We start from the raw sequence: 21,143 nt of genomic DNA on the forward strand, positions 1-21,143 counted from the left end.
GAGTTCGCCATGAAAAGGGGGAGAGAACGGGTTAGGCCGACGCTATCGGCGCGCGACGCCGGGCCTTGAGCGCTGCGTGCGTCGCAGACGCGACCTAAACGGACGAAAATCGGACGGACGAAGGGAATTTCCCCGCAAGGCCTGCCGTGCTAGTGTCGCCAGCTTTGTCACCGCCTCACAAAGGACCCGTCGGATCATCATGAACCACGCCCTCGCCCAGCTGCAGCCCTACCCGTTCGAGAAGCTCCGCGCCCTGCTCGCCGACGTGCAGCCTGCCAGCGACCGCTCGCCCATCGCGCTGTCCATCGGTGAGCCCAAGCACCGCTCGCCCGACTTCGTCGCCCAGGCGCTGACCGCCAACCTCGACAAGCTCGCCGTCTATCCGACCACCCTGGGCCTGCCGGAGCTGCGCCAGAGCATCGCCAACTGGTGCGAACGGCGCTTCGCCGTGCCGGCTGGCTGGCTGGATGCCGCGCGCCACGTGCTGCCGGTCAATGGCACCCGCGAGGCCCTGTTCGCCTTCACCCAGGCCGTGGTCGACCGCAACGCCAAGGGCCTGGTGGTCAGCCCCAACCCCTTCTACCAGATCTACGAAGGCGCGGCGTTTCTCGCCGGCGCAGAGCCGCACTACCTGCCCTGCCTGGAGGCCCACGGCTTCAACCCGGACTTCGATGCGGTGCCGGCCGAGGTCTGGCAACGCTGCCAGATCCTCTTCCTCTGCTCGCCGGGCAACCCCACCGGCGCACTGATCCCGGTCGAGACCCTGAAGAAGCTGATCGCCCTGGCCGACCAGCATGACTTCGTGATTGCCGCCGACGAATGCTACAGCGAGCTGTACTTCGACGAGGCCGCGCCGCCGCCCGGCCTGCTCAGCGCCTGTGCCGAGCTGGGCCGCAGTGATTTCGCGCGCTGCGTGGTGTTCCACAGCCTGTCCAAGCGCTCCAACCTGCCCGGCCTGCGCTCCGGCTTCGTGGCCGGCGACGCCAGCATCCTCAAGCACTTCCTGCTGTACCGCACCTACCATGGCTGCGCCATGCCGGTACAGACCCAGCTGGCCAGCGTTGCCGCCTGGAACGACGAGGCCCACGTGCGCACCAACCGCGACATGTACCGCGAGAAGTTCGCCGCCGTGCTGGAGATCCTCGCCCCGGTGATGGACGTGCAGCGCCCGGACGGCGGCTTCTACCTGTGGGCACGCACGCCGGGTGACGACGCCACCTTCACCCGCGACCTGTTCGCCAGCGAACACGTCACCGTGGTGCCGGGTTCCTACCTGTCGCGCGAAGTGAACGGCGTCAATCCCGGCGCCGGCCGCGTGCGCATGGCCCTGGTCGCGCCACTGGCCGAATGCATCGAGGCCGCCGAGCGTATCGCCCGCTTCATTCGCGGCGCCTGAACGACTTCAAAAGCAGTCGCGGCTGAAGCCCCTCCCACAGCTGCTTGGTTTGTAGGAGGGGCTTTAGCCGCGAGCCTCTGACTCCGTAGCCCGGATGCAATCCGGGCTACGCCTATCCGTGACTCAGCTCTTGTGCAGGCGCGCCTCCGCGATATCCAGATCGCGCAGGATCTCGGCCAGCATGTCGTCATCCAGCTCGTTGTCCTTGCGCATGCGGTACAGCTCCAGGCGCTGGGTACGCAGCGCCTGCAGGCGCAGGCGGTACTCCAGGCGATCGACCTCGCGCTGATGCTCACGCGCCTCCTCGCCACCACGGGCACGCTCGAGCAGATCGCGGTACTCACTCATCAGCCTCGCCTTCACCTCGACCGAGGCGATTGCGCCCTCGGCATCGGCGGCGCGCTCGTCCTCGGACTCCAGGTAGCGAATGGCCGACTCCAGCATCAGCGCGCGATGGCGATTGAGCTCACGCTCATGCACGGCGGCGTTGTCCTGCGGCAGGCGCGGCAGGATGCGTGGCAAGGCGACGCTGGCGACCAGCAATGACAACAGGATCACCCCGGCAGCGATCAGGATCAGCAGGTCACGCTCGGGGAAGGCCTCGCCGCTGTTGAGCAGCAACGGCAACGACATCACGCCGGCCAGGGTCACCGCCCCACGCACACCACCGAGCGTCAGCACCGCGCTGAGGGCGATGCGTGACTGCCCGGCGAACCGCGTGGGCTCGCCACGCAACCGGCGCAGCGCCCCGGACATGCGCCAGTAGCTGTAGACCCAGACGAAGCGCAGCAGCATCAGCACGGCGTAGATCACCGCCACCATGGCCAGGGCCTGCAGCGCGAAACGCCAGGGCGTCGCGTGTTCGCCCAGCGCGGCGCCGAGAATGTCCGGCAGCTGCAAGCCGAGCAGCAGGAAGATCAGGCCGTTGAAGGTGAACTCCAGCAGCGCCCAGACGCTGCGGTTGAGCATCCGCGTCGAGGTCTGCCTGGGCAGCAGATCGAGGCGGCTCTGCATCATCCCCGCCGCGACGGCGGAGAGAATCCCGGAGAGCCCCAGGTGCTCGGCGGCGACGTAGGCGGCGAATGGCAACAGCAGCAGGAGCAGCACATGCGGGGCGGGGTCTTCCCAGCCCCGGCCGATCATCCAGGCGCGCAGCCGCCCCAGCAGGTAGCTGAGCGCCACGCCGATGGCCAGCCCGCCAAAGGCCACCAGGAGAAACTGCAGGCCGGCATCGGTGATCGAGAACACTCCGGTAAGCGTCGCTGCCACGGCGAACTTGAACGCCACCAGGCCGGAGGCGTCGTTCATCAGCGCCTCGCCCTGCAGCAGGTTGTTCAGGGTGTTGGGCAAACGCCCATGGGTGATCGCCGAGACGGCCACCGCATCGGTCGGCGAGAGCACTGCGGCCAGGGCGAAGCAGGCCGCCAGCGGCACCTGCGGCAACAGCCAGTGGATGACCTGCCCGGCCCCCAGGATGGTGAAGAACACCAGGGCGAACGCCAGCAGCAGGATCGGCGTGCGCAGCTCCCGGAACTGCCCCTTGGGCATGCGCCAGCCGTCGACGAACAGCAAGGGCGGGATGAACAGCAGCAGGAACAGCTCGGGATCGAGGCGCACGTGCATGCCCAGGACCGGAATGGCCAGCAGCGCACCGATCAGGATCTGCAGCAACGGCAGCGGCAAGGGGATGAACTGGGCGGTAATACGGGTGCCGCTGACCACCAGCAACATGGTCAGGATGGTGTAGAGCAATTGCATGGCGCAAAACCGGCGGGAACGGGCGGGAGGCTGCGATTCTAGCGCCGTAACACTTCGCAGCGACAGCCACCGCCCAGCCGCGACATGACGTGGCATAATGGCCCGCCGTATTTCCCGGAGCTTCCGGCACGCCACTCATCAGAGGAAGATCAATGAGTTACGTCCTGTATGGCATCAAGGCCTGTGACACGATGAAAAAGGCCAGAACCTGGCTCGAAGAGCACCAGGTCGACTATGCCTTTCATGACTACAAGAGCGCCGGAATCGACCGTGCGAGCCTGGAGAAATGGTGCAACGAGCATGGCTGGCAAACCATCCTCAACCGCGCCGGCACCACCTTCCGCAAGCTGGACGACATCCAGAAAAGCGACCTCGACCAGGCCAGGGCCATCGACCTGATGCTGGCCCAGCCCTCGATGATCAAGCGCCCGGTGCTCGACCTGGGCGACAAGACCCTGGTCGGCTTCAAACCGGATAACTACCAAGCCGCGTTGGCCTGATACCTCACCCGATTTCGTTGCAAGGAACCCATATCATGAGCACCACCCTCTTCAGCATCGCCTTTGGCGTCGGTACCCAGAATCGCCAGGGCAACTGGCTGGAAGTCTTCTACGCGCAGCCCCTGCTCAACCCGGCTGCCGAGCTGGTCGCCAAGGCCGCCGAGAAACTCGGCTACCAGGGCGGCAACCAGGCCATCGCCTTCACCACTGCCCAGGCGGCCGACCTGGCCGAGGCCCTGAAAGGCGTGGACAGCGCCCAGGCCGCGCTGCTGACCCGCCTGGCCGAAAGCCACAACCCGCTGGTCGCCACCTTCCTCGCCGAAGACGGCGCACCGAGCAGCACGCCGGAGGCCTACCTCAAGCTGCACCTGCTGTCGCACCGCCTGGTCAAGCCGCACGGCCTGAGCCTGGCCGGCATCTTCCCGCTGCTGCCCAACGTGGCCTGGACCAGCCAGGGCGCCGTCGACCTCGGCGAGCTGGCCGAGCGTCAGCTGGAAGCACGCCTGAAGGGCGAGCTGCTGGAAGTGTTCTCCGTGGACAAGTTCCCGAAAATGACCGACTACGTGGTACCGGCCGGCGTGCGTATCGCCGACAGCGCCCGCGTGCGCCTGGGCGCCTACATCGGCGAAGGCACCACCGTGATGCACGAAGGCTTCGTCAACTTCAACGCCGGCACCGAAGGCCCGGGCATGATCGAAGGCCGCGTCTCCGCGGGCGTATTCGTCGGCAAGGGTTCGGACCTGGGCGGAGGCTGCTCGACCATGGGCACCCTGTCCGGTGGCGGCAACATCATCATCAGCGTCGGCGAAGGCTGCCTGATCGGTGCCAACGCCGGTATCGGCATCCCGCTGGGTGACCGCAACACCGTGGAAGCCGGCCTGTACATCACCGCCGGGACCAAGGTGAACCTGCTCGACGAGGGCAATGCACTGGTCAAGGTGGTCAAGGCGCGCGAGCTGGCCGGCCAGGCCGACCTGCTGTTCCGCCGCAACTCGCTGACCGGCGCCGTGGAGTGCAAGACCCACAAGTCGGCCATCGAGCTGAACGAAGCCCTGCACGCTCACAACTGAAAAGTTGGTTTAACGCTGCTGCGCTAGCCCATACTGCGTTGCAATAAGGCTCGAACGCTCATTTACACCAGTAAACTCCGCGTCCGAGCCTTATCGCGCCTTGTCTGGCCGTCGCTCGCAACACGTTAAACCCAACTTTTAACTGCCAGATGATCTCTGGAAGCATCCATGTCACTCATCTCCCCCTGGCGCGCCGACTTCCCCGGCATTCTTGCCCTCGAAGCCGAAGGCCAGACCTACCTCGACAGCGCCGCTACCGCGCAGAAGCCGCAGGTACTGCTCGACGCCCTGCTCGGCTACTACGCCACAGGCGCAGCTAACGTGCACCGTGCCCAGCACCTGCCCGGCGAACGCGCCACCCGCGCCTTCGAGGCCAGCCGCCAGGACGCCGCGCAGTGGCTCAACGCCGCCAGCGCGGAGCAGATCATTTTCACCCGCGGCACCACCGAATCACTCAACCTGCTCGCCTATGGCCTCGAGTCGCAGTTGCCGGGCGACGGGCAGATCGTCATCAGCGCCGCCGAACACCACGCCAATCTGCTGCCCTGGCAACAACTGGCCCGGCGTCGCAACCTGGAGCTGGTCGTGCTGCCGCTGGACGCCAGTGGCAACGTCGACCTGGAACAGGCTGCCGCGTGCATCGGCCCGCGCACCCGCCTGCTGGCCGTGACCCAGCTGTCCAACGTGCTCGGCCGCTGGCAACCGCTGCCGCAGCTGCTGGCCATGGCCCGCGCCCAGGGCGCGCTGAGCGTGGTGGACGGCGCCCAGGGCGCGGTGCATCAGCGCCCCGACGTGCAGGCGCTGGGCTGCGACTTCTATGTCTGCTCGGCGCACAAGCTGTACGGCCCGGATGGCGTCGGCCTGCTCTACGGCCGCGGCGAGGCCCTGGCCCGGCTGCAGCACTGGCAGTTCGGCGGCGAGATGGTGCAGGACGCCGACTACCAGCAGGCCAGCTTCCGTCCGGCGCCGCTGGGTTTCGAAGCCGGCACCCCGGCGGTCAGCGCGGTGATCGCCTTCGGCGCCGTGCTGCGCTGGCTTGGCGCCCTGGATACGAATGCCGTGGCGGCCCATGAGAACGCCCTGCACAGCGCCCTGCTGAGCGGCCTGCAGGCACGCTCCGGCATGCGCCTGCTCGGCGCGCCGCAGACGGCCCTGGCCAGCTTCTGCATCGACGGCGTGCACAACGCCGACCTGGCTCACCTGCTCAGCGAACAAGGCATCGCCGTACGCGCCGGCCATCACTGCGCCATGCCGCTGATGAAACAGCTCGGCCTCGGCGGCGCGATCCGCGTATCGCTCGGCCTGTACAGCGACGGCGACGACCTGCAGCGTTTCTTCGCCGCACTGGACAACGCCCTGGAGCTGTTGCGATGAGCATGCCCCGGTTTTCCGCAGGAGCGGCTGGGCGGCACGCCGTTGCAGCCGCGATCGCGGCTGAAGCCGCTCCTACGGGTTCAGGGGGAGATCGGGAATGAGCCTGCCCAATGCCGCTCAGGAAGCTTTCGACGCCTTTACCACCTGCCACGGCTGGGAACAGCGCGCCCGCCTGCTGATGCAATGGGGCGAGCGTCTGGCGCCGCTGAGCGACGCCGAGCGCAGCGAGGCCAACCGCGTGCACGGCTGCGAGAGCCTGGTCTGGCTGCTCGCCGAGCAGCATGAAGGCCGCTGGCGCTTCCGCGCGACCAGCGATGCACGTCTGCTGCGCGGCTTGCTGGCCGTGCTGCTGGTGCGCGTCGAAGGCTTGAGCAGCAACGAGTTGTCGCAGCTCGATCTGAACGACTGGTTCAGCCAGCTGGGCCTGCAGCGCCAGCTGTCGCCCTCGCGCAGCAACGGCCTGCATGCCGTGTTGCGGCGCATGGCCGAACTGACGGGCTGAGCCTGTTGCCCCGGATTGCATCCGGGCTACGAACTGCTTGCCCCCTGCCAGGCCAGCCCTGGCTCAGGCCTGAGCGCGTTCGCGCTGGGTCAGCCCACGCAGGAAGTTACGCAGGATCTGGTCGCCACACTCGCGGTAGTGCCGGTGCCCCGGTGCACGAAACAGCGCCCCGAGCTCGGCCTTGGTCATCGGCAGGTCGGCGGCCTGCAGGATGGCCTGGATGTCGTCGTCACGCAGCTCGAAGGCGACGCGCAGTTTCTTCAGCACGATGTTGTTGCTCAGGCGCTTCTCCACCGGCAGGCGCGGACGACTGTCGTCCCGGCCCCGCTTGTGGAACACCAGCCCTTCGAGGACATGGGCGAGCAGCACGTCGCTGCAGGCGCGATACCCGGCTTCGTCCTCGCGCAGCAGGCAGGCCGAGATCAGGCCGGGCTCCACCGGGTAATCGGCCAGGCGGCACAAGGCCTCCAGCTTGCTGTCGTTGACGTTCAGCAGATAGCGCAAGCTGCGCAGCACATCGTTGTTGAGCATGAAAATCCTTGGCAGGCGCAGGACGAGCGTCGCTCAGTCCTGCGCAACGTGATGTGAGGTACTGGGCTGCCAGCTGTCGGCATTGCCCGAGTTCAGGGCCTGCTGCAGACGCTTCAGGTCACCGCGCTTGGCAAAAGCTTGCAGCCCGGCGTTGAACAGGCGCAACAGCTCCGCCGCTTCGGCGTCATCCTTGCGGAACAGCAGGCGCAGCGGCTCCTTGTTCAGGTAGCGCGGATGGTGCGTAATATGACTGGCGTCCTTGGGGAACAGCTGGCGCAACATGGCATAGCCTACCGCACGATCCTGCGGGTGCAGGTCGATGCGCCCCAGCTCCAGCAGGCGGAAGCTGGTGTCTTCCTTGCCGCTCTGCTGCACCATCAGGCGACCGCCGGCCAGCGCCTCGTCGAACTCCGGCCCGTAGGAGTAACCCAGGGTCGTGCCGATGCGATAGTTGAACAGGTCGTCGACCTTCTGCCAGTCGAACGCCTGGTCGGCGCGATGGAACAGGACCACCTCGCCGCGCACCAGCGGATCGCTGCAAACGCCGTAATTGAGACGGCTGGGGCTGCAGCTGTAGGGCATGATCGCGCTCAGTTGCCCCTGCTGCAGCATCAGCACATTGCGGTCCCAGGGATGAAAGATGTATTCGACCCGATAGCCGGCCTCGGCGAACACCGCACTGACCAGCCGCGCCAGGGCCCCGCCATCGGCGCGCTGCTGATCGACATAGGGCGCCCAGTCACCAGTGCCGATGCGCAGGGTCTGCGGCTCGGCCTGCACCGGGGCCAGCAGCAGGAGCCAGACAGGCAGCGTCAGGGAGGCGAGCATCCGTGCCCTGCGCCCTGTGCGAAAGACGCGCTCAAACCGGTAAGACACAAAATCACCTCTACTACGAATGACGTTCGATGCTTCCCTGTGTTCGTTTGCTGCACCTTTTCCGTTTATCCAGCATAGTCAAATGCGCAACGCGCAACGCCCTCAACCAGCAGCCTTGCGCTCTGCCGGGCGCCGGGCGCCGGCGACCAGCTTGTCCACCAGCCTGGCGGCGGCGGCCATGCCGAAACTGGCGGTGACCATCATCACCGCACCGAAACCGCCCGCGCAGTCCAGCCTCACCCCCTCACCGACGAAGCCCTTGGCCTGGCAGACGCTGCCGTCCGGCTTGGGATAGCGCAGCTGCTCGGTGGAGAACACGCACGGCACGCTGTAGGTGCGCCCCGGCGTGCGGGAGAAGCCGTAGTCACGACGCAGCATGCTGCGCACCTTGGCCGCCAGCGGGTCGTTGAAGGTCTTGTTCAGGTCGGTGACCTGGATCTGCGTCGGGTCGACCTGGCCACCCGCACCGCCGGTGGTGACGATCTGGATCTTGCGCCGCTTGCACCAGGCGATCAGCGCGGCCTTGGCCGGCACGCTGTCGATGCAGTCGATCACGCCATCGAGCTGTTCGGTGATGTACTCGGCCATGGTCTCGCGGGTGACGAAGTCGGCCACCGCATGCACCACGCACGCCGGATTGATGGCACGGATGCGCGCGGCCATCTCGTCGACCTTGGCCTTGCCCACCGCGCCCTCGAGGGCGTGCACCTGACGATTGGTGTTGGTGATGCACACATCATCCAGGTCGAACAGGGAAATCTCGCCCACGCCGGAGCGCGCCAGGGCTTCCGCAGCCCAGGAGCCGACGCCACCGATGCCGACCACGGCCACATGCGCCGCAGCCAGGCGCTGGTAACCCTCTAGGCCATAAAGCCGGGCTATTCCGCCAAAGCGCTGATCGTCTGTATTCATCTATCCCCCTGCTGGACGGCGCGCATTATAGAGATAGCACCTTGCCCACCCAACCCCGAAAGGCAGGTCAGCCGTCGGTCGGCGCCATGCCGCCGGTGCGTGAATGCATCCGCCCAGGCGCCGGATGACCTGATTGGTAACGACTTTTGCTTTAAGATGGCCAGCCTTCACGCCAGCCGCCGCATCGGAGCCGCAATGACCGCCCCTCTCACCCCGACTCTGGAACTCGCCTTCGACCTGATCCGCCGTCCGTCCGTCACCCCGGTCGACGAAGGCTGCCAGGAACTGATGATGCGTCGCCTCGCCGCCTGCGGCTTCGAGGTGGAGCGCATGCGCATCGAAGAGGTGGAGAACTTCTGGGCCCGGCGTGGTGGCGACGGCCCCGTGCTGTGCTTCGCCGGGCATACCGACGTGGTGCCCACCGGCCCGCTGGACGCCTGGCAGTACCAGCCGTTCGACGTGCGCGTGGATGAGGACGGCATGCTCTGCGGCCGTGGCGCCGCCGACATGAAGGGCAGCCTGGCCAGCATGATCATCGCCGTCGAGCGTTTCGTCACCGACCATCCGCAACACAAGGGCGCCATCAGCTTCCTCATCACCAGCGACGAGGAAGGCCCGGCGCAGCACGGCACCAAGGCGGTGGTCGAGCGTCTGCGCGAGCGCGGCGAGCGTCTGGACTGGTGCATCGTCGGTGAACCCTCGAGCACCACCCTGCTCGGCGACGTGGTCAAGAATGGCCGTCGCGGCTCGCTCGGCTGCACCCTCACCGTGTACGGCAAGCAGGGCCACGTGGCCTACCCGCACCTGGCGAAGAACCCGATTCACCTGGCCGCCCCGGCCCTGGCCGAGCTGGCTGCCGAGCACTGGGACCACGGCAACGACTACTTCCCGCCGACCAGCTTCCAGGTCTCCAACCTCAACGCCGGCACCGGTGCCACCAACGTCATTCCGGGGGAGCTGAAGGCGGTGTTCAACTTCCGCTTCTCCACCGAATCCAGCGTCGAAGACCTGCAGCAGCGCGTCAGCGCCATCCTCGACAAGCATGGCCTGGACTACCACCTGGAGTGGGCGCTGTCCGGCCTGCCGTTCCTCACCCAGCCCGGGGACCTGCTCGACGCCGTGGCCGCCAGCATCCGCAGCGTGACCGGTCGTGAGACCACCCCGTCGACCAGCGGCGGTACCTCGGACGGGCGCTTCATCGCCACCCTCGGCACCCAGGTGGTCGAGCTCGGCCCGGTCAACGCCACCATTCACCAGATCAACGAACGCGTACTGGCCAGTGATCTGGACCTGCTCACCGAGGTCTACTACCAGACCATGGTCAAGCTCCTCGCATGCTGATCTGCCCCCTCTGCCAGACCGCGCTCGAACCCAGCGCCAGCGGCCTGGCCTGCGCCAACCGGCACAGCTTCGACCGCGCCCGCCAGGGCTACTTCAACCTGTTGCCGGTGCAGCACAAGAACAGCCGCGATCCGGGCGACAACCAGGCCATGGTCGAGGCACGCCGGCGCTTTCTCGACGGCGGCCACTACGCGCCGCTGGCCGCACGCCTGGCCCAGCTCGCGGCCGAACGCGCGCCGGCTCGCTGGCTGGATATCGGCTGCGGCGAGGGCTACTACACGCAGCAGATCGGCCACGCCCTGCCGGATGCCGACGGCTACGCCCTGGACATCTCCCGCGAGGCGGTCAAGCGCGCCTGCAAGCGTGCCCCGCAGCTGAGCTGGCTGGTGGCGAGCATGGCCCGCGTGCCGCTGGCCGACGCCAGCTGCAACCTGCTGGCCAGCGTGTTCAGCCCGCTCGACTGGAGCGAGGCTGAACGCCTGCTCGCCCCCGGCGGCGGCCTGCTGCGCATGGGCCCGACCCGCGGCCACCTGATGGAGCTGCGGCAGAAGCTGTATGACGAAGTGCGCGACTACGACGACGAGAAACACCTGGCGCTGATCCCGGCGGGCATGCACCTGGCGCACAGCGAGACCCTGCAGTTCCCGCTGCACCTGGCCGAGGCCCAGGCCCGCGCCGATCTGCTGGCCATGACCCCGCACGGTTGGCGCGCCAGTGCCGAACGCCGCGAAGCAGTGATCGCCACGCCCTTCGAAGTGACCGTCTCCATCCGCTACGATTGGATCGTCAAAACCCCGAGCATCAGCTCTCAGGACTAGAAGCCATGCGCCAACCCGATATCGAGATCTACCTGAAAGACGCCGAGCGCGACGCCGTGGCCCAGTGGCTGGGTGCAGCCCTGGGGCCTTGCAGCGACTGGCAGCAGAAAGGCCAGACCTTCAAGTGCAAGGCCGGCGAGGTACCGGTGACCTGGCTGCCCAAGGCGGTGGGCAAATGGCACAGCCTGTACCTGGAAAGCGACGCCACGCCCTGGGCCGACGACCTCGCCTGCGCCCGCGCCGCCTACGCCGCCCTTGGCGTGCAGGTTCGCTGCGCACCCGGCACCTGGGTCGAAGATGAAAGCGATGAAGAGGCCGACCGCTGGATCAAGGTCGATGCCGATGGCGAGACCGAGATCGTCTGGCGCACCGAATGAACGCGGCCGCCCGGCGGCCTGCTGATGACCCTCGCCCATTCATGAGAGAAGGTGCCCGAAGTGCGGTATAGGCTCAGGCGCCCCACATCACGGGCTCCTGCATCGCCCCCGTAGCCCGGATGCAATCCGGGACCAGAGCGACGCATTCACAAAGCGCATATACAGCGTTCAAGTTCCGCTGCGGCCACGATAAAGATCAAAGGGTTAGATTCGGCTAGCCCTTTGTCGTTTCGCAGTGACCACGCAGGTGCTTGCTGTAGCGCACCACGCAACTCGTTCCCGACGAACCATCCCCGCCACGACTATTACTACGTAGTCAGCGGACCGCCCCCCATAGCGAGGCCACTTACAAGCGGTTGGCGGCGCGGCCATAAACCTTGCTGCGCTCTCGCTTGCCCACAGCGATCACCGTCACAACCAAGCGGCTGTCGATCACTTCATAGACCAGGCGATAACCGATGGAGCGCAGCTTGATCTTGTAGCAGTTGGGCATATCCCGCAGCTTGTCCGCCTCGACTCGGGGATTCTCAAGGCGCTCCTTGAGCTTCCTGGCGAACTGCAATTGGATGGTGCTGCCCAGCTTGCCCCACTCCTTCAGTGCCTGGGCGTTGAACTCCAGGGCGTACTCAGTCGGCTCCGCCGGCTTGCGCGATGAGGTCATCGATATCTACTCGCACAGTGGGTTCACCACGTCGCTCGCGCACCACTTCGGCCAGGCGGGCATCGTCGATCATCTCCAGCATGGCTTCGTATAGCGCTGGAGGCACGGCATAGAAGGCCGGTTCATTGCGATTGAGGATCACGACGGTTTCACCACCGCCTTCGCGGATGGTGCCCATCGGGTCTTTCTTGAGGTCGGTCACCGATGCTGCAACATCGGCCAATACGGCATAGGTCATGGGTCTCTCCCTGCTTTCCTGGAAAGCACGGCAGAGCATAGCTCTTTTCAGAGTGCTTTTAAAAGCACTCTTATGGCTGACCCACCCTGCAAAAAGTCGCGATCCCCAGATGAGGCACTTCTTACGATTGGCCATGACAGGCCGCTGGCGTGTGGCACTGGAACCCTCGTATCTACTGGCTTCCAGTCTCGACCAAGGGAGGTGGTGCTATTTCCCGAGTCGAGCTCAGGCTGGCGGGAATCCGGCCTACCCCAGAAACGAAAAGGCCCGTCGATGACGGGCCTTTTCATTGGAGTCTGGGGCTCAGACCGCAGAGACGTCTTCCGCTTGCAGGCCTTTCTGGCCCTGGGTCACACCGAATTCGACCTTCTGGCCTTCGACCAGGGTACGGTGACCTTCGCCACGGATGGCGCGGTAGTGAACGAACACGTCCGGGCCGCTTTCGCGCTGAATGAACCCGTAACCCTTGGAATCATTGAACCATTTGACGGTTCCGGTCTCACGATCTGCCATTACCAACTTCTCCAAACTCGCTATGTTTTTATTGTCCCGAAGGCGCTTTGACGGCTCGGTAAAAACGTTCTTCTCAGCGCTCGCCAACCCCGGCAATTCGAGCATGGAGCAGGTCAAGCGAGTAGCGTTCTTGCTGCAGCCGAAGGCCGAGTATAAAGCATGAATTGTGACTGAAAAGTACTTTTTTGGAGCCGTCCTGCCTCCTGGAAAAATGCGCTGTTCAGAGCGTTTTTGTCAGCTTTTGGCGAGCAGATCGCGCAATTTCTTCATCAACCGCTGCGCCTGTTCGACGTCGAGGCGATAGGCCCAGTCAGGGCGCGCGCTGACTTCCTCCACCTTGAAACCTTCCCGCGCCCCCAGCGTCAGCCAGTACTGTTCTCCCTGCCGGTACAGGGCGCCGGCAAGCTTCTGCCCACCGAAACCACTGAGGCTGAAACGCAGCACCGGCGGCTGTTTGAAGCCCACCTGGTCGAGCGGTGCGGCATCAGCGAACTGCAGGCTGGAGAACAGCGTCGCCACGCTGTTGGCCGCGCCCTCGAAAGCGAGCTTCTGCGTTCCGGCCAGTTGCTCGACGGCAAAGTTGTACTGCTTGGCATCGGCCCGGTTCAGGGTGAGCACCTCACCGTCGGCATGGCGCAGCTCGATGCGCTGGATATCGGTGTAGGGAATGTCACTGATGCGCCGATCCAGCCAGTCCAGCTCGCGCGGCGGTACGTTCAACTGACGATCGATCAACCAGACCTGGTCCTCTCCAGCCAGGCGCACCAGTTGCCCGGCGCCTTGCTGGGATGCCTTGCCCAGGCGCAGGCCGAGGTCGGGGTGGCCGTCGAACTGCAGTTTCAGGCGCACTGCCTGCTCACCCTCCGCGCCTTGCTCGGCCAGCCCCAGGCGCGCGTGCCACTGCGCATTGGCGGTCTTGGCCTCCACCTTCCGCGCCTCGCGCAGCGCCCGCAGCAGGTCGGCCAGTACCTGCCTTGCCGCCGGGTAGTCGGCCTTCGCCGGCACCACCCAGTCCTCGCCGTGACGCTCGATACGCACCGGAGGCTGGCCCGGCGCCTCGATGTCCAGCGCCTGCAGGCTACCCAGGTAGTCCTGCTGCGCGGCCAGCCATGGTGCCTGTTCGACCGGCGCGGCGGCCTGCTGCTGGTCATGCCGCAGGGTCAGATAGCCCAGCGCACAGAGCAGCGCGATGACGAGCAATGCGCTCAGACCTTTCTTGCCCATGAAACCCTTCCCCCTTGAATGAGATGGAGCCGCGTGGAGCGCACCGATGCCTCAGAGGCGGCGCGCCCTTGCGGAAAACCTGTCGTTTGCTGGCGGCGCTGCTACCCCCGGATCGCAGACGCACCACGAAACCCTCGACGTAGGGTGGATGCCGCTTCCTGCATCCACCACAGCGGTGGATCGGTGAAGCGTGATCCACCCTACTCACCACCCTGGATCGCAGCCGGGCCACGAAACCCTCGGTGTAGGGTGGATGCCGCTTCTTGCATCCACCACAGCGGTGGATCGGTGAAGCGTGATCCACCCTACGCATCACCCCGGATCGCAGCCGGGATACGAAACCCTCGACGTAGGGTGGATGCCGCTTCTTGCATCCACCACAGCGGTGGATCGGTAAAGCGTGATCCACCCTACTCACCACCCTGGATCGCAGCCGGGATACGAAACCCTCGACGTAGGGTGGATGCCGCTTCCTGCATCCACCACAGCGGTGGATCGGTGAAGCGTGATCCACCCTACGCATGACCCCGGATCGCAGCCGGGCTACGAAACCCTACGCACACGCGTTGCAGCGCCTAGGGTCGCGCTGGCCGTCAGGCCTGACGACGCCGGCGCCACAGCCACAGGGCCAGCACCAGCAAGGTCAGCAGCGCCGGCACCAGGGCGATGTTGAGCACCTTCAGGGTGCGTCCCAGCGCCTCGATATCGGCGTTGAGCTGATAGCGCACGTCGCGCAGCTCCTTGCGCAGCTCCAGCTTCTGCTGGATGAAGCGCTGCAGCGCGGTCTGCTGCTCCGGGGTCAGCTCCAGCGCCTTGTTCGGATCATCGCTGCGTTGCAGCGCGGCCAGTTGCTGCTCGGTCTCGGTCAGGCGCGCCTGCAGTGCCTGCTCCTTGTCACGCAAGCGCTGCTCGGCCGCCCGCTGCAGCTCTTCCACCACCACGAACGGACGGCTGAAGCGGCCACGCGAACGCACGCTGATCAGCGCCTCGGAACCGCTCAGGTTGTCCAGCGCGTTGATGACGAAGCTGCCGTTGTCAGCCCAGGGTTGCGGCATGCGCTGGCCGAAGAAGTCCTGCACCTGCACCCACAGGCGATCGCTGAGGATGTCGGTATCGGCCACCGCGATGACGTTGATGTTGTCGGCCTGCTTGAGGCCATCCTTGCGCCCCTCGATACCGTCGGGGAAGGCACTCTGCGCCGGGCCATCGACCCGCGCCGCAATGGTGTAGCGCTCACCGGTCGGCTCCAGCTCACGGATCAGCTCCTCCGGGTTGCTGAGCATGGCGAAACGCTGGGCATCGAAGGGCATGGCGTACTCGGAGCTCTGCATCAGCGGCGTGAAGTGGCTCTTCGCCCCCTCCAGCGGTTCGAGGATGCCGGCCGTGGCGACGGTGATGCTCTCCAGCCCGGCCGTGGCGATATCGGTCTGGTCCAGCGCCTTGCGCGGCAGGCTCAGCCAGGCGGCATGACGCACCGGGCGCTGGCCCTGGCCCATGTTCACCGACATGGCATAGGCACCATCGCCCAGCACCTTGTCCGGGACCATGCGCAGGCCCCAGGCCTTGAACAGCGGCTCAAGGTTCGACGCCTTGTCCACCGCCACCTCACCGGGCATCTCGCCGCTGTCGGCCTCCGCGTAGGGGTCGACGAACACCATCAGCTTGCCGCCGCGCAGCACGAACTGGTCGATGGCATAGAGGGTCTGTTGCGGCAGGTTCTTCGGATGCACCAGCCAGAGCACCGAGACCTGCTCGGGAATCTGGTCGACATCGGCCTTGAGGTTCTCGATCTTGAACAACTGGCGCACCTGCTCCAGCACCATCCATGGCGGCGTCGGCTGGCGCGCCATCATGTCGAAGCCACCGGTCATCGGCAGCCCGGACAGCACCCCGACCACCGGCAGCTCGGGTTTCGCCAGGGTCTGCACCAGGCGGCTCAGCTCGTACTCCAGGTGCTCCTCCTGATCCAGGGCGAAGAACGGAATGACCTGGGTGTCATCCAGCGAATTGGTGCCCGCCAGGCCGAAGTAGACCGAGTCGCCACCCTGCTGCAGCGGAATCCCCTGCAGACCGTACTCGGCCGCCTTGTCCTCGTCCTCGGAGAAGGGCTGGGGGTCGATGATGTGCAGGCGGATCTTGCCGTTCGCCTGCGCCTGGTAGGCCTTGAGCATCTCCTCCACGCGCTGTGCGTAGGTACGCAGCGCCGGCAGGTCCTTGGCCACCTTGTCCGAGTAGAAGAAGTACAGGTTGATCGGCTCGTCCAGCTCACCGAGGATCTGCCGGGTGCCGTCGGAGATGGTGTAGAGCTTCTGCTCGGTGAAGTCCAGGCGCGCACCGCCTAGGCCGATACCGGCCAGCAGATTGAAGGCAACGAACGCCACCGCGATCAGCAGCAGCCCGGCGCCGGAATAGATCAGCTTTTTCATGGGCGCTCCTCAGTCGGCTTTCTTCAGATCGATGACCACGGCAGTGGCGGTCAGCCAGGCAGCGATCAGCGAGAGGAAATACAGCAGGTCGCGCAGGTCGATCACACCCTTGCTGATGGCATCGAAGCGCACCAGGAAACTCAGCGAGGCGACGGCGTCCACCCACCATTGCGGCGCCCAGGCGAAGGCATCGAGCACCATCGGAAAGCCGCTGACGATGAACAGGAAGCAGGCGCTGACCGCGAGGATGAAGGCGATCACCTGGTTCTTGCTCAGCGCCGACATGCACGAGCCGATGGCCAGGTAGGCCCCGGCCAGCAGCCAGCTGCCGAGGTAGCCGGTGATGATCGCGCCGTTGTCCGGCTCGCCCAGGTAGTTGACGGTGATGATCATCGGGAAGGTCAGCAGCAGCGCGATGCCGGCGAATACCCAGGCCGCCAGGAACTTGCCGGTGACCGCCTCGAAGCGGGTGATCGGCAGGGTCATCAGCAGCTCGATGGAGCCGGACTTGCGCTCCTCCGCCCACAGGCGCATGGCGATCGCCGGCACCAGGAACAGGTACAGCCAGGGGTGGAAGTTGAAGAAGGCCGAGAGGTTGGCCTGGCCGCTCTCGAAGAAACCGCCCAGGTAGAAGGTGAACACCCCGGACAGCACCAGGAAGATCACGATAAACACATAGGCCAGCGGCGTGGCGAAGTAGCTCGCCAGCTCGCGCTTGAAGATCACGGGCAACTGGGTCATGGCTGATCTCCTCGGGTCAGGCTGCGGAATACTTCATCGAGCCGACCGCGTTCCACGTTGAGCTCCCTGACCCTCCAGCCGCGCTGGGCGATCAGTGCATTGACCTGCGGGAAGATCACCTCGCCCGGCTGCGCCAGCACGCTCAGGCTGTGCTCGCGCGGGTTCTCCTCGACCCCGGCGACACCGGGCAGCGCCGCCAGCGCGGCCAGGTCCAGGGCCTCATCGGCCACCAGCGTCACCGCCTGGTGGTAGCGCGAGCGGCTCTCCAGTTCCAGCGGCGTGCCATCGGCCAGCAGGCGGCCCTGGGCGATGACCACGGCGCGGGTGCAGAGCGCCGTGACTTCTTCGAGGATGTGGGTGGAAATGATCACGATCTTGTCGCGGGCCAGGCCCTGGATGAGCTGGCGCACCTGATGCTTCTGGTTCGGATCGAGGCCGTCGGTGGGCTCGTCGAGAATCAGCACGCGCGGATCGTGCAGGATCGCCTGGGCCAGGCCGACACGGCGCTTGAAGCCCTTGGACAGCGTTTCGATGCTCTGCTCCAGCACCGCCTGCAACTCCACCTGGGCCACGGCATGCTCGACCCGCAGCGCCTTCTCGGCACCACGAAAACCGCGCACCTCGGCGATGAAGGAGAGGAAACCGCGCACACTCATATCGCCGTAGCACGGCGCGCCTTCGGGGAGGTAGCCGATCTGCCGCTGGGCCTTGAGCGTCTGCGTCTGGATATCGCAGCCGAGAATGCTCGCCGTGCCGGAGGTCGGCGCGAGAAACCCTGTGAGCATCTTCATCGTGGTGGATTTGCCAGCCCCGTTGGGGCCGAGAAAGCCCAGCACTTCCCCTGGCTGGACACTGAACGACAGGTCATCGACTGCCGTGTACTGCGCAAAACGCCTGGTCAGGTTTCTTATTTCGATCATGGCCTCTCACCGTCGCGAAAACGCCCGAGTCCCGCGTAACCACCGCGAGAACGCAGGCCGCAAGAATGCCGGGCAAAAGCGCACGCCCGGACGAAGGCATGACAACCCTCGTCCGGAAAAGTTCAGCGGCCCCGCACACCTCGGCAAAATGCGTCAGGCGAGGTTCAGCCGGCTCGCCCGACAAGGCCCGGGCGAGTGCTCGTGACGGTCGTTGCAGCCGTTCCGAAGCCTGCCTGCGAGCGGCCCAGCACCGTCATGCCGGGCAGACGCAACGCCCCACCCCATCCCCCTGCGCAGAGAACCTGCTAGGCTCAGCGCCCAGACCAACCTTGGAAAGCATTCACGGATGAATAATCAGACGCCTCGTTCGAAAGGGCTGCGAGCCTTCAATGCCCTGTGCGCCACCTGCCTGATCGGCGCGCTGATCTATCTGCTGACGATGGGCGTGCACGCCGTTGCCGTGGCCGCCATGCTGGTTTCCATCGCCGCAGTGGCTGTCCCGCTCACCTGGGGCGACGGCGGCATCCTGGAGGTGGTAACCGGGACGGTGGAGGCGATCATCGATGGACTTCTGGCCCTCATCGAGGGGATGATCAGCGTCATCTCCGGCCTGTTCAGCTAGCGCCCCGGAGCACGACCGGAATCACCCGCCGCGCCGGAACCCGGCAAGGCAACTCCCTTCCAGCGCATCAGCGCTACTGAATGGACAGGCGTCAGTCCGTAAAACGCCAGACATGCCCGTAACCGTCGACGTGACATCCGCTGACTCACTGGAAGTTGTACTCGCAAGGCTGAATCGCAAGGTAGGCGCCGAACTGGGCCGCCGCTGGTACAAACGGCGGTTCGGCTACTTCGAGAAGCCTTCGGCGCTGCGCCGCAAGCGCAAGCAGATGGACAAACTGGCCATCGCCTCCGGCGGCGGCCTGTGGCTGAAAATCGGGCTGAAGGAGCAGTTCTGCAGACATGCTGGCAGTGGCGTCGGCCGCTGACGTCGGTGCAGGCGTACTCGCTCAACCCGGTGACTTGGCCTAACCTCGATAGCGCACGCTCGCTTACCCCCAAGGAAGCCACATGAACGTCAAACGGATCATTGCCAATCTTCACGCAGCGCAACCAGCGGAGGTGGATGAGTTCTATCGGCTGATCCTGGGCCTCGAACTGGTCATGGACCATGGCTGGATTCGCACCTATGCCGGTTCCGAGAGGATGGCGGTGCAGGTCAGCTTCGCCAGCGAGGGCGGCTCGGGCACGCCAGTGCCCGACCTGTCCATCGAGGTGGATGATCTCGACGAGGCGTTGCGACGTGTCGCGGAACAGCGGATTCCCATCGAGTACGGGCCGTCGCATGAGCCCTGGGGCGTTCGCCGTTTCTACGTCAGGGACCCGCTCGGCAACCTGATCAACATCCTCCAGCATGTCTGAAGCGCTCTGCGCGCGTCGACGATCGAGACCCTGAACATGTTCATACCCCTAGCCACTGCGGTACTGCTCGGCCTGGCGACGCCCCTGGCCCATGCTGACGACTCGAACCCGCCTGACGGGCTGCTCAGACCCAATGCCGAGGAAGCCGCGGACGTGATCGCGGCGCTGACCGGCCTCGAGCAGATGCGTGCGGAGATGACCGTGACGCTCGGCACCTGCGTGCCTGCACTCGAGGCGCAACACCCTGGGCAGATCGCCTGCACCTTCGCCCTGAAAGTCGGCGCAGGCAGCTCGGAATCACAAGCGGACTTCTACAAGATCGACGACGAATGGCAGGCTCAGCCAAGCGTCTCCCAGGACCTGCTTCCATTTCCTGATCCGGCCCTCTAATGTGGCTGCTCGCGGCCCTGGCGGAGCCTCTGCGGATTCGCCGGGCGGCCACGTAGACAGCCACGTTCCAGCCAATCAGCAGGCACCCCATGAATCTCGAAACAGCCGTTGCCTTTTCCGCCGTGGCCGGCATCGCAGTCGTCAGCCCCGGACCGGCGATCCTGCTGGCGTTGCGCAATGGGCTGAGCTTCGGCGTGCGGGCGGTGGTGTGGTCGTCGCTGGGCAACATCATGGGCCTGTTCTGCCTGTCCGCCGCGGCGATGCTGGGCCTGGGGCTGCTGCTCAAGTCCTCGGCCCTGCTGTTCAGTGTCGTCAAGGTGCTGGGCGCCATGTACCTGTTCTACATCGGCCTGCGCCATCTGCTGGGGCGTGCCTCGCTGCTCCAGGTGGAGGCCAGCCAAGCCGCCGAGCGCCGCGCCTACAGGCCCTTTCGGCTCTATCGCGAGGCGCTGTTCATCGCCGCGTTCAACCCCAAGCCGATCCTGTTCTTCACGGCGCTGTTTCCACAGTTCGTCGACACCCGTGAGCCCTTGCTGCCGCAGTTCTTCATCCTCACCGGGATTTTCATGCTGCTGTCGTTCATCACCCTGGTCGCCTATGCCTCGCTGGCGGCACGGGCCAGGCAGGCGCTGCAGCGCCCCTCGTTCGTGACCTGGGTGAACCGGGTATTCGGCAGCGTGTTCATTGCCTTCGGCGCAGCGCTCCTTGCGCTGCGGCGTTAGGACCAGGGCCCTGAGCGCATTGGGCAGGCACATCCTCTGGCTGGACTGCACCGCCGCCGCACTCGCCGGCCTGCTCGTGCTGCTGTTCGCCACCTGGCTGAGCGCCTGGTACGCACTGCCGCCGGCACTGCTGCACAGCATCGGCGTGGTCAACATCGCCTATGCCTGCTTTTCCTTCTCCCTGGCCATCCGTACCCGGCGCCGCGAAGGCCTGATCAAGTTGCTGGCGCTGGCCAACGGCGCATGGGCAGCGCTCTGCCTGGGCATCACGGCCGCCCTTGCCCAGAGCATGGCGCTACCGGGCGTCGTCCACCTGCTCGGCGAGGCCGTGTTCGTCGGTGGTCTGGGCCTGCTGGAGTGGCGCTGGCGTCGGCAGCTTCTGGTGGCCGACGGCCCCAGGCCCTCGACGTCTTCCAGCACCGGGCAGTAGC

25 protein-coding genes are annotated in these 21,143 nt (G+C 65.7%); 14 read left to right on the forward strand and 11 right to left on the reverse strand.

The features are described 5' to 3' along the window. Positions 1–199: 199 nt before the first annotated feature. Complete coding sequence (dapC, locus tag FIV02_RS16510) at positions 200–1,396, forward strand: succinyldiaminopimelate transaminase (protein ID WP_152489219.1); 1,197 nt, start codon at positions 200–202, stop codon at positions 1,394–1,396. A gap of 123 nt (positions 1,397–1,519) precedes the next feature. On the opposite strand, the gene FIV02_RS16515 is transcribed toward dapC, so the two are convergent. After that, on the reverse strand, positions 1,520–3,154 hold the full coding sequence (locus FIV02_RS16515) for a Na+/H+ antiporter (protein WP_152489220.1): 1,635 nt from the start codon (positions 3,152–3,154) through the stop codon (positions 1,520–1,522). Positions 3,155–3,306: 152 nt separating this feature from the next. On the opposite strand from FIV02_RS16515, the gene FIV02_RS16520 reads away from it, so the two are divergent. From FIV02_RS16520 to FIV02_RS16535, 4 genes are all read left to right on the forward strand, one after another. Continuing rightward, positions 3,307–3,654 carry an ArsC family reductase gene (locus FIV02_RS16520; protein ID WP_152489221.1) on the forward strand — a complete coding sequence of 116 codons (348 nt, stop codon included), beginning with the start codon at positions 3,307–3,309 and terminating at the stop codon, positions 3,652–3,654. Between the two features lie 35 nt (positions 3,655–3,689). Continuing rightward, a complete protein-coding gene (gene dapD / locus FIV02_RS16525; protein WP_037053718.1) occupies positions 3,690–4,724 on the forward strand; it encodes a 2,3,4,5-tetrahydropyridine-2,6-dicarboxylate N-succinyltransferase in 1,035 nt (344 codons plus the stop codon). Between the two features lie 168 nt (positions 4,725–4,892). Continuing rightward, positions 4,893–6,098: an aminotransferase class V-fold PLP-dependent enzyme gene (locus FIV02_RS16530; protein WP_152489222.1), complete on the forward strand. Its 1,206-nt coding sequence runs from the start codon at positions 4,893–4,895 to the stop codon at positions 6,096–6,098. Positions 6,099–6,195: 97 nt separating this feature from the next. Further along, the gene (locus tag FIV02_RS16535) at positions 6,196–6,600 is read left to right on the forward strand and encodes a SufE family protein (protein WP_152489223.1); all 405 of its coding nucleotides are present in this window, start codon (positions 6,196–6,198) and stop codon (positions 6,598–6,600) included. A 63-nt stretch (positions 6,601–6,663) separates the two neighbouring features. Here FIV02_RS16535 and FIV02_RS16540 read toward each other — a convergent pair whose 3' ends face one another. The 3 genes from FIV02_RS16540 to tcdA all read right to left on the reverse strand — a co-directional run bounded on the left by FIV02_RS16540 (position 6,664) and on the right by tcdA (position 8,919). Beyond that, entirely contained in the window at positions 6,664–7,131 is a 468-nt protein-coding gene (locus FIV02_RS16540) for a DUF1456 family protein (RefSeq protein ID WP_152489224.1), read from the reverse strand. A 33-nt stretch (positions 7,132–7,164) separates the two neighbouring features. Next, a complete protein-coding gene (locus FIV02_RS16545; protein ID WP_152489225.1) occupies positions 7,165–7,959 on the reverse strand; it encodes an ABC transporter substrate-binding protein in 795 nt (264 codons plus the stop codon). A 150-nt stretch (positions 7,960–8,109) separates the two neighbouring features. After that, positions 8,110–8,919: a tRNA cyclic N6-threonylcarbamoyladenosine(37) synthase TcdA gene (tcdA, locus tag FIV02_RS16550; protein WP_152489226.1), complete on the reverse strand. Its 810-nt coding sequence runs from the start codon at positions 8,917–8,919 to the stop codon at positions 8,110–8,112. A 195-nt stretch (positions 8,920–9,114) separates the two neighbouring features. On the opposite strand from tcdA, the gene dapE reads away from it, so the two are divergent. From dapE to FIV02_RS16565, 3 genes are read left to right on the forward strand one after another with little or no spacing between them, the layout of a single operon-like run. Further along, on the forward strand, positions 9,115–10,260 hold the full coding sequence (gene dapE, locus FIV02_RS16555; RefSeq protein WP_152489227.1) for a succinyl-diaminopimelate desuccinylase: 1,146 nt from the start codon (positions 9,115–9,117) through the stop codon (positions 10,258–10,260). Then, the gene (locus FIV02_RS16560; RefSeq protein ID WP_037053699.1) at positions 10,254–11,078 is read left to right on the forward strand and encodes a putative RNA methyltransferase; all 825 of its coding nucleotides are present in this window, start codon (positions 10,254–10,256) and stop codon (positions 11,076–11,078) included. The genes dapE and FIV02_RS16560 overlap by 7 nt, the downstream gene beginning before the upstream one ends. A 5-nt stretch (positions 11,079–11,083) precedes the next feature. Beyond that, complete coding sequence (locus FIV02_RS16565; RefSeq protein WP_047592131.1) at positions 11,084–11,455, forward strand: hypothetical protein; 372 nt, start codon at positions 11,084–11,086, stop codon at positions 11,453–11,455. A 346-nt stretch (positions 11,456–11,801) separates the two neighbouring features. Here the strand turns inward: FIV02_RS16565 and FIV02_RS16570 are convergent, their stop codons facing one another. From FIV02_RS16570 to FIV02_RS16600, 7 genes are all read right to left on the reverse strand, one after another. Beyond that, complete coding sequence (locus FIV02_RS16570; RefSeq protein WP_037053693.1) at positions 11,802–12,116, reverse strand: type II toxin-antitoxin system RelE/ParE family toxin; 315 nt, start codon at positions 12,114–12,116, stop codon at positions 11,802–11,804. Further along, positions 12,082–12,354 (reverse strand): type II toxin-antitoxin system Phd/YefM family antitoxin, encoded by a 273-nt coding sequence (locus FIV02_RS16575; protein WP_172979170.1) that lies wholly within the window; start codon positions 12,352–12,354, stop codon positions 12,082–12,084. Before FIV02_RS16575 ends, FIV02_RS16570 begins: the two co-directional genes overlap by 35 nt. Before the next feature lie 303 nt (positions 12,355–12,657). Further along, positions 12,658–12,867 carry a cold-shock protein gene (locus FIV02_RS16580; protein WP_024308925.1) on the reverse strand — a complete coding sequence of 70 codons (210 nt, stop codon included), beginning with the start codon at positions 12,865–12,867 and terminating at the stop codon, positions 12,658–12,660. Positions 12,868–13,101: 234 nt separating this feature from the next. Then, positions 13,102–14,091, reverse strand: coding sequence for a DUF4340 domain-containing protein (locus FIV02_RS16585; protein WP_152489228.1), 990 nt, complete (start codon positions 14,089–14,091; stop codon positions 13,102–13,104). Positions 14,092–14,684: 593 nt separating this feature from the next. Next, on the reverse strand, positions 14,685–16,517 hold the full coding sequence (locus tag FIV02_RS16590; RefSeq protein WP_152489229.1) for a Gldg family protein: 1,833 nt from the start codon (positions 16,515–16,517) through the stop codon (positions 14,685–14,687). A 9-nt stretch (positions 16,518–16,526) separates the two neighbouring features. Next, entirely contained in the window at positions 16,527–17,258 is a 732-nt protein-coding gene (locus FIV02_RS16595; RefSeq protein ID WP_037053684.1) for an ABC transporter permease subunit, read from the reverse strand. Continuing rightward, a complete protein-coding gene (locus FIV02_RS16600) occupies positions 17,255–18,178 on the reverse strand; it encodes an ABC transporter ATP-binding protein (protein ID WP_152489230.1) in 924 nt (307 codons plus the stop codon). Before FIV02_RS16600 ends, FIV02_RS16595 begins: the two co-directional genes overlap by 4 nt. Positions 18,179–18,524: 346 nt before the next feature. Here FIV02_RS16600 and FIV02_RS16605 point away from each other — a divergent pair, with 346 nt between their 5' ends. The 6 genes from FIV02_RS16605 to FIV02_RS16630 all read left to right on the forward strand — a co-directional run bounded on the left by FIV02_RS16605 (position 18,525) and on the right by FIV02_RS16630 (position 21,142). Beyond that, positions 18,525–18,800 (forward strand): hypothetical protein, encoded by a 276-nt coding sequence (locus FIV02_RS16605; protein WP_152489231.1) that lies wholly within the window; start codon positions 18,525–18,527, stop codon positions 18,798–18,800. 112 nt (positions 18,801–18,912) lie between these two features. Further along, the gene (gene rpsU / locus FIV02_RS16610) at positions 18,913–19,167 is read left to right on the forward strand and encodes a 30S ribosomal protein S21 (protein WP_152489232.1); all 255 of its coding nucleotides are present in this window, start codon (positions 18,913–18,915) and stop codon (positions 19,165–19,167) included. 82 nt (positions 19,168–19,249) lie between these two features. Then, positions 19,250–19,600, forward strand: coding sequence for a VOC family protein (locus FIV02_RS16615; RefSeq protein WP_152489233.1), 351 nt, complete (start codon positions 19,250–19,252; stop codon positions 19,598–19,600). Positions 19,601–19,636: 36 nt separating this feature from the next. Beyond that, positions 19,637–19,990 carry a hypothetical protein gene (locus tag FIV02_RS16620; protein ID WP_152489234.1) on the forward strand — a complete coding sequence of 118 codons (354 nt, stop codon included), beginning with the start codon at positions 19,637–19,639 and terminating at the stop codon, positions 19,988–19,990. A gap of 89 nt (positions 19,991–20,079) precedes the next feature. Beyond that, positions 20,080–20,712, forward strand: a complete 633-nt coding sequence (locus FIV02_RS16625) for a LysE family translocator (protein ID WP_037053676.1) — start codon at positions 20,080–20,082, stop codon at positions 20,710–20,712. A 19-nt stretch (positions 20,713–20,731) separates the two neighbouring features. Beyond that, on the forward strand, positions 20,732–21,142 hold the full coding sequence (locus tag FIV02_RS16630; protein ID WP_152489235.1) for a hypothetical protein: 411 nt from the start codon (positions 20,732–20,734) through the stop codon (positions 21,140–21,142). Position 21,143 lies beyond the last annotated feature (1 nt).

It is taken from the genome of Pseudomonas sp. THAF187a (assembly GCF_009363395.1).
Lineage (GTDB): Bacteria > Pseudomonadota > Gammaproteobacteria > Pseudomonadales > Pseudomonadaceae > Aquipseudomonas > Aquipseudomonas khazarica.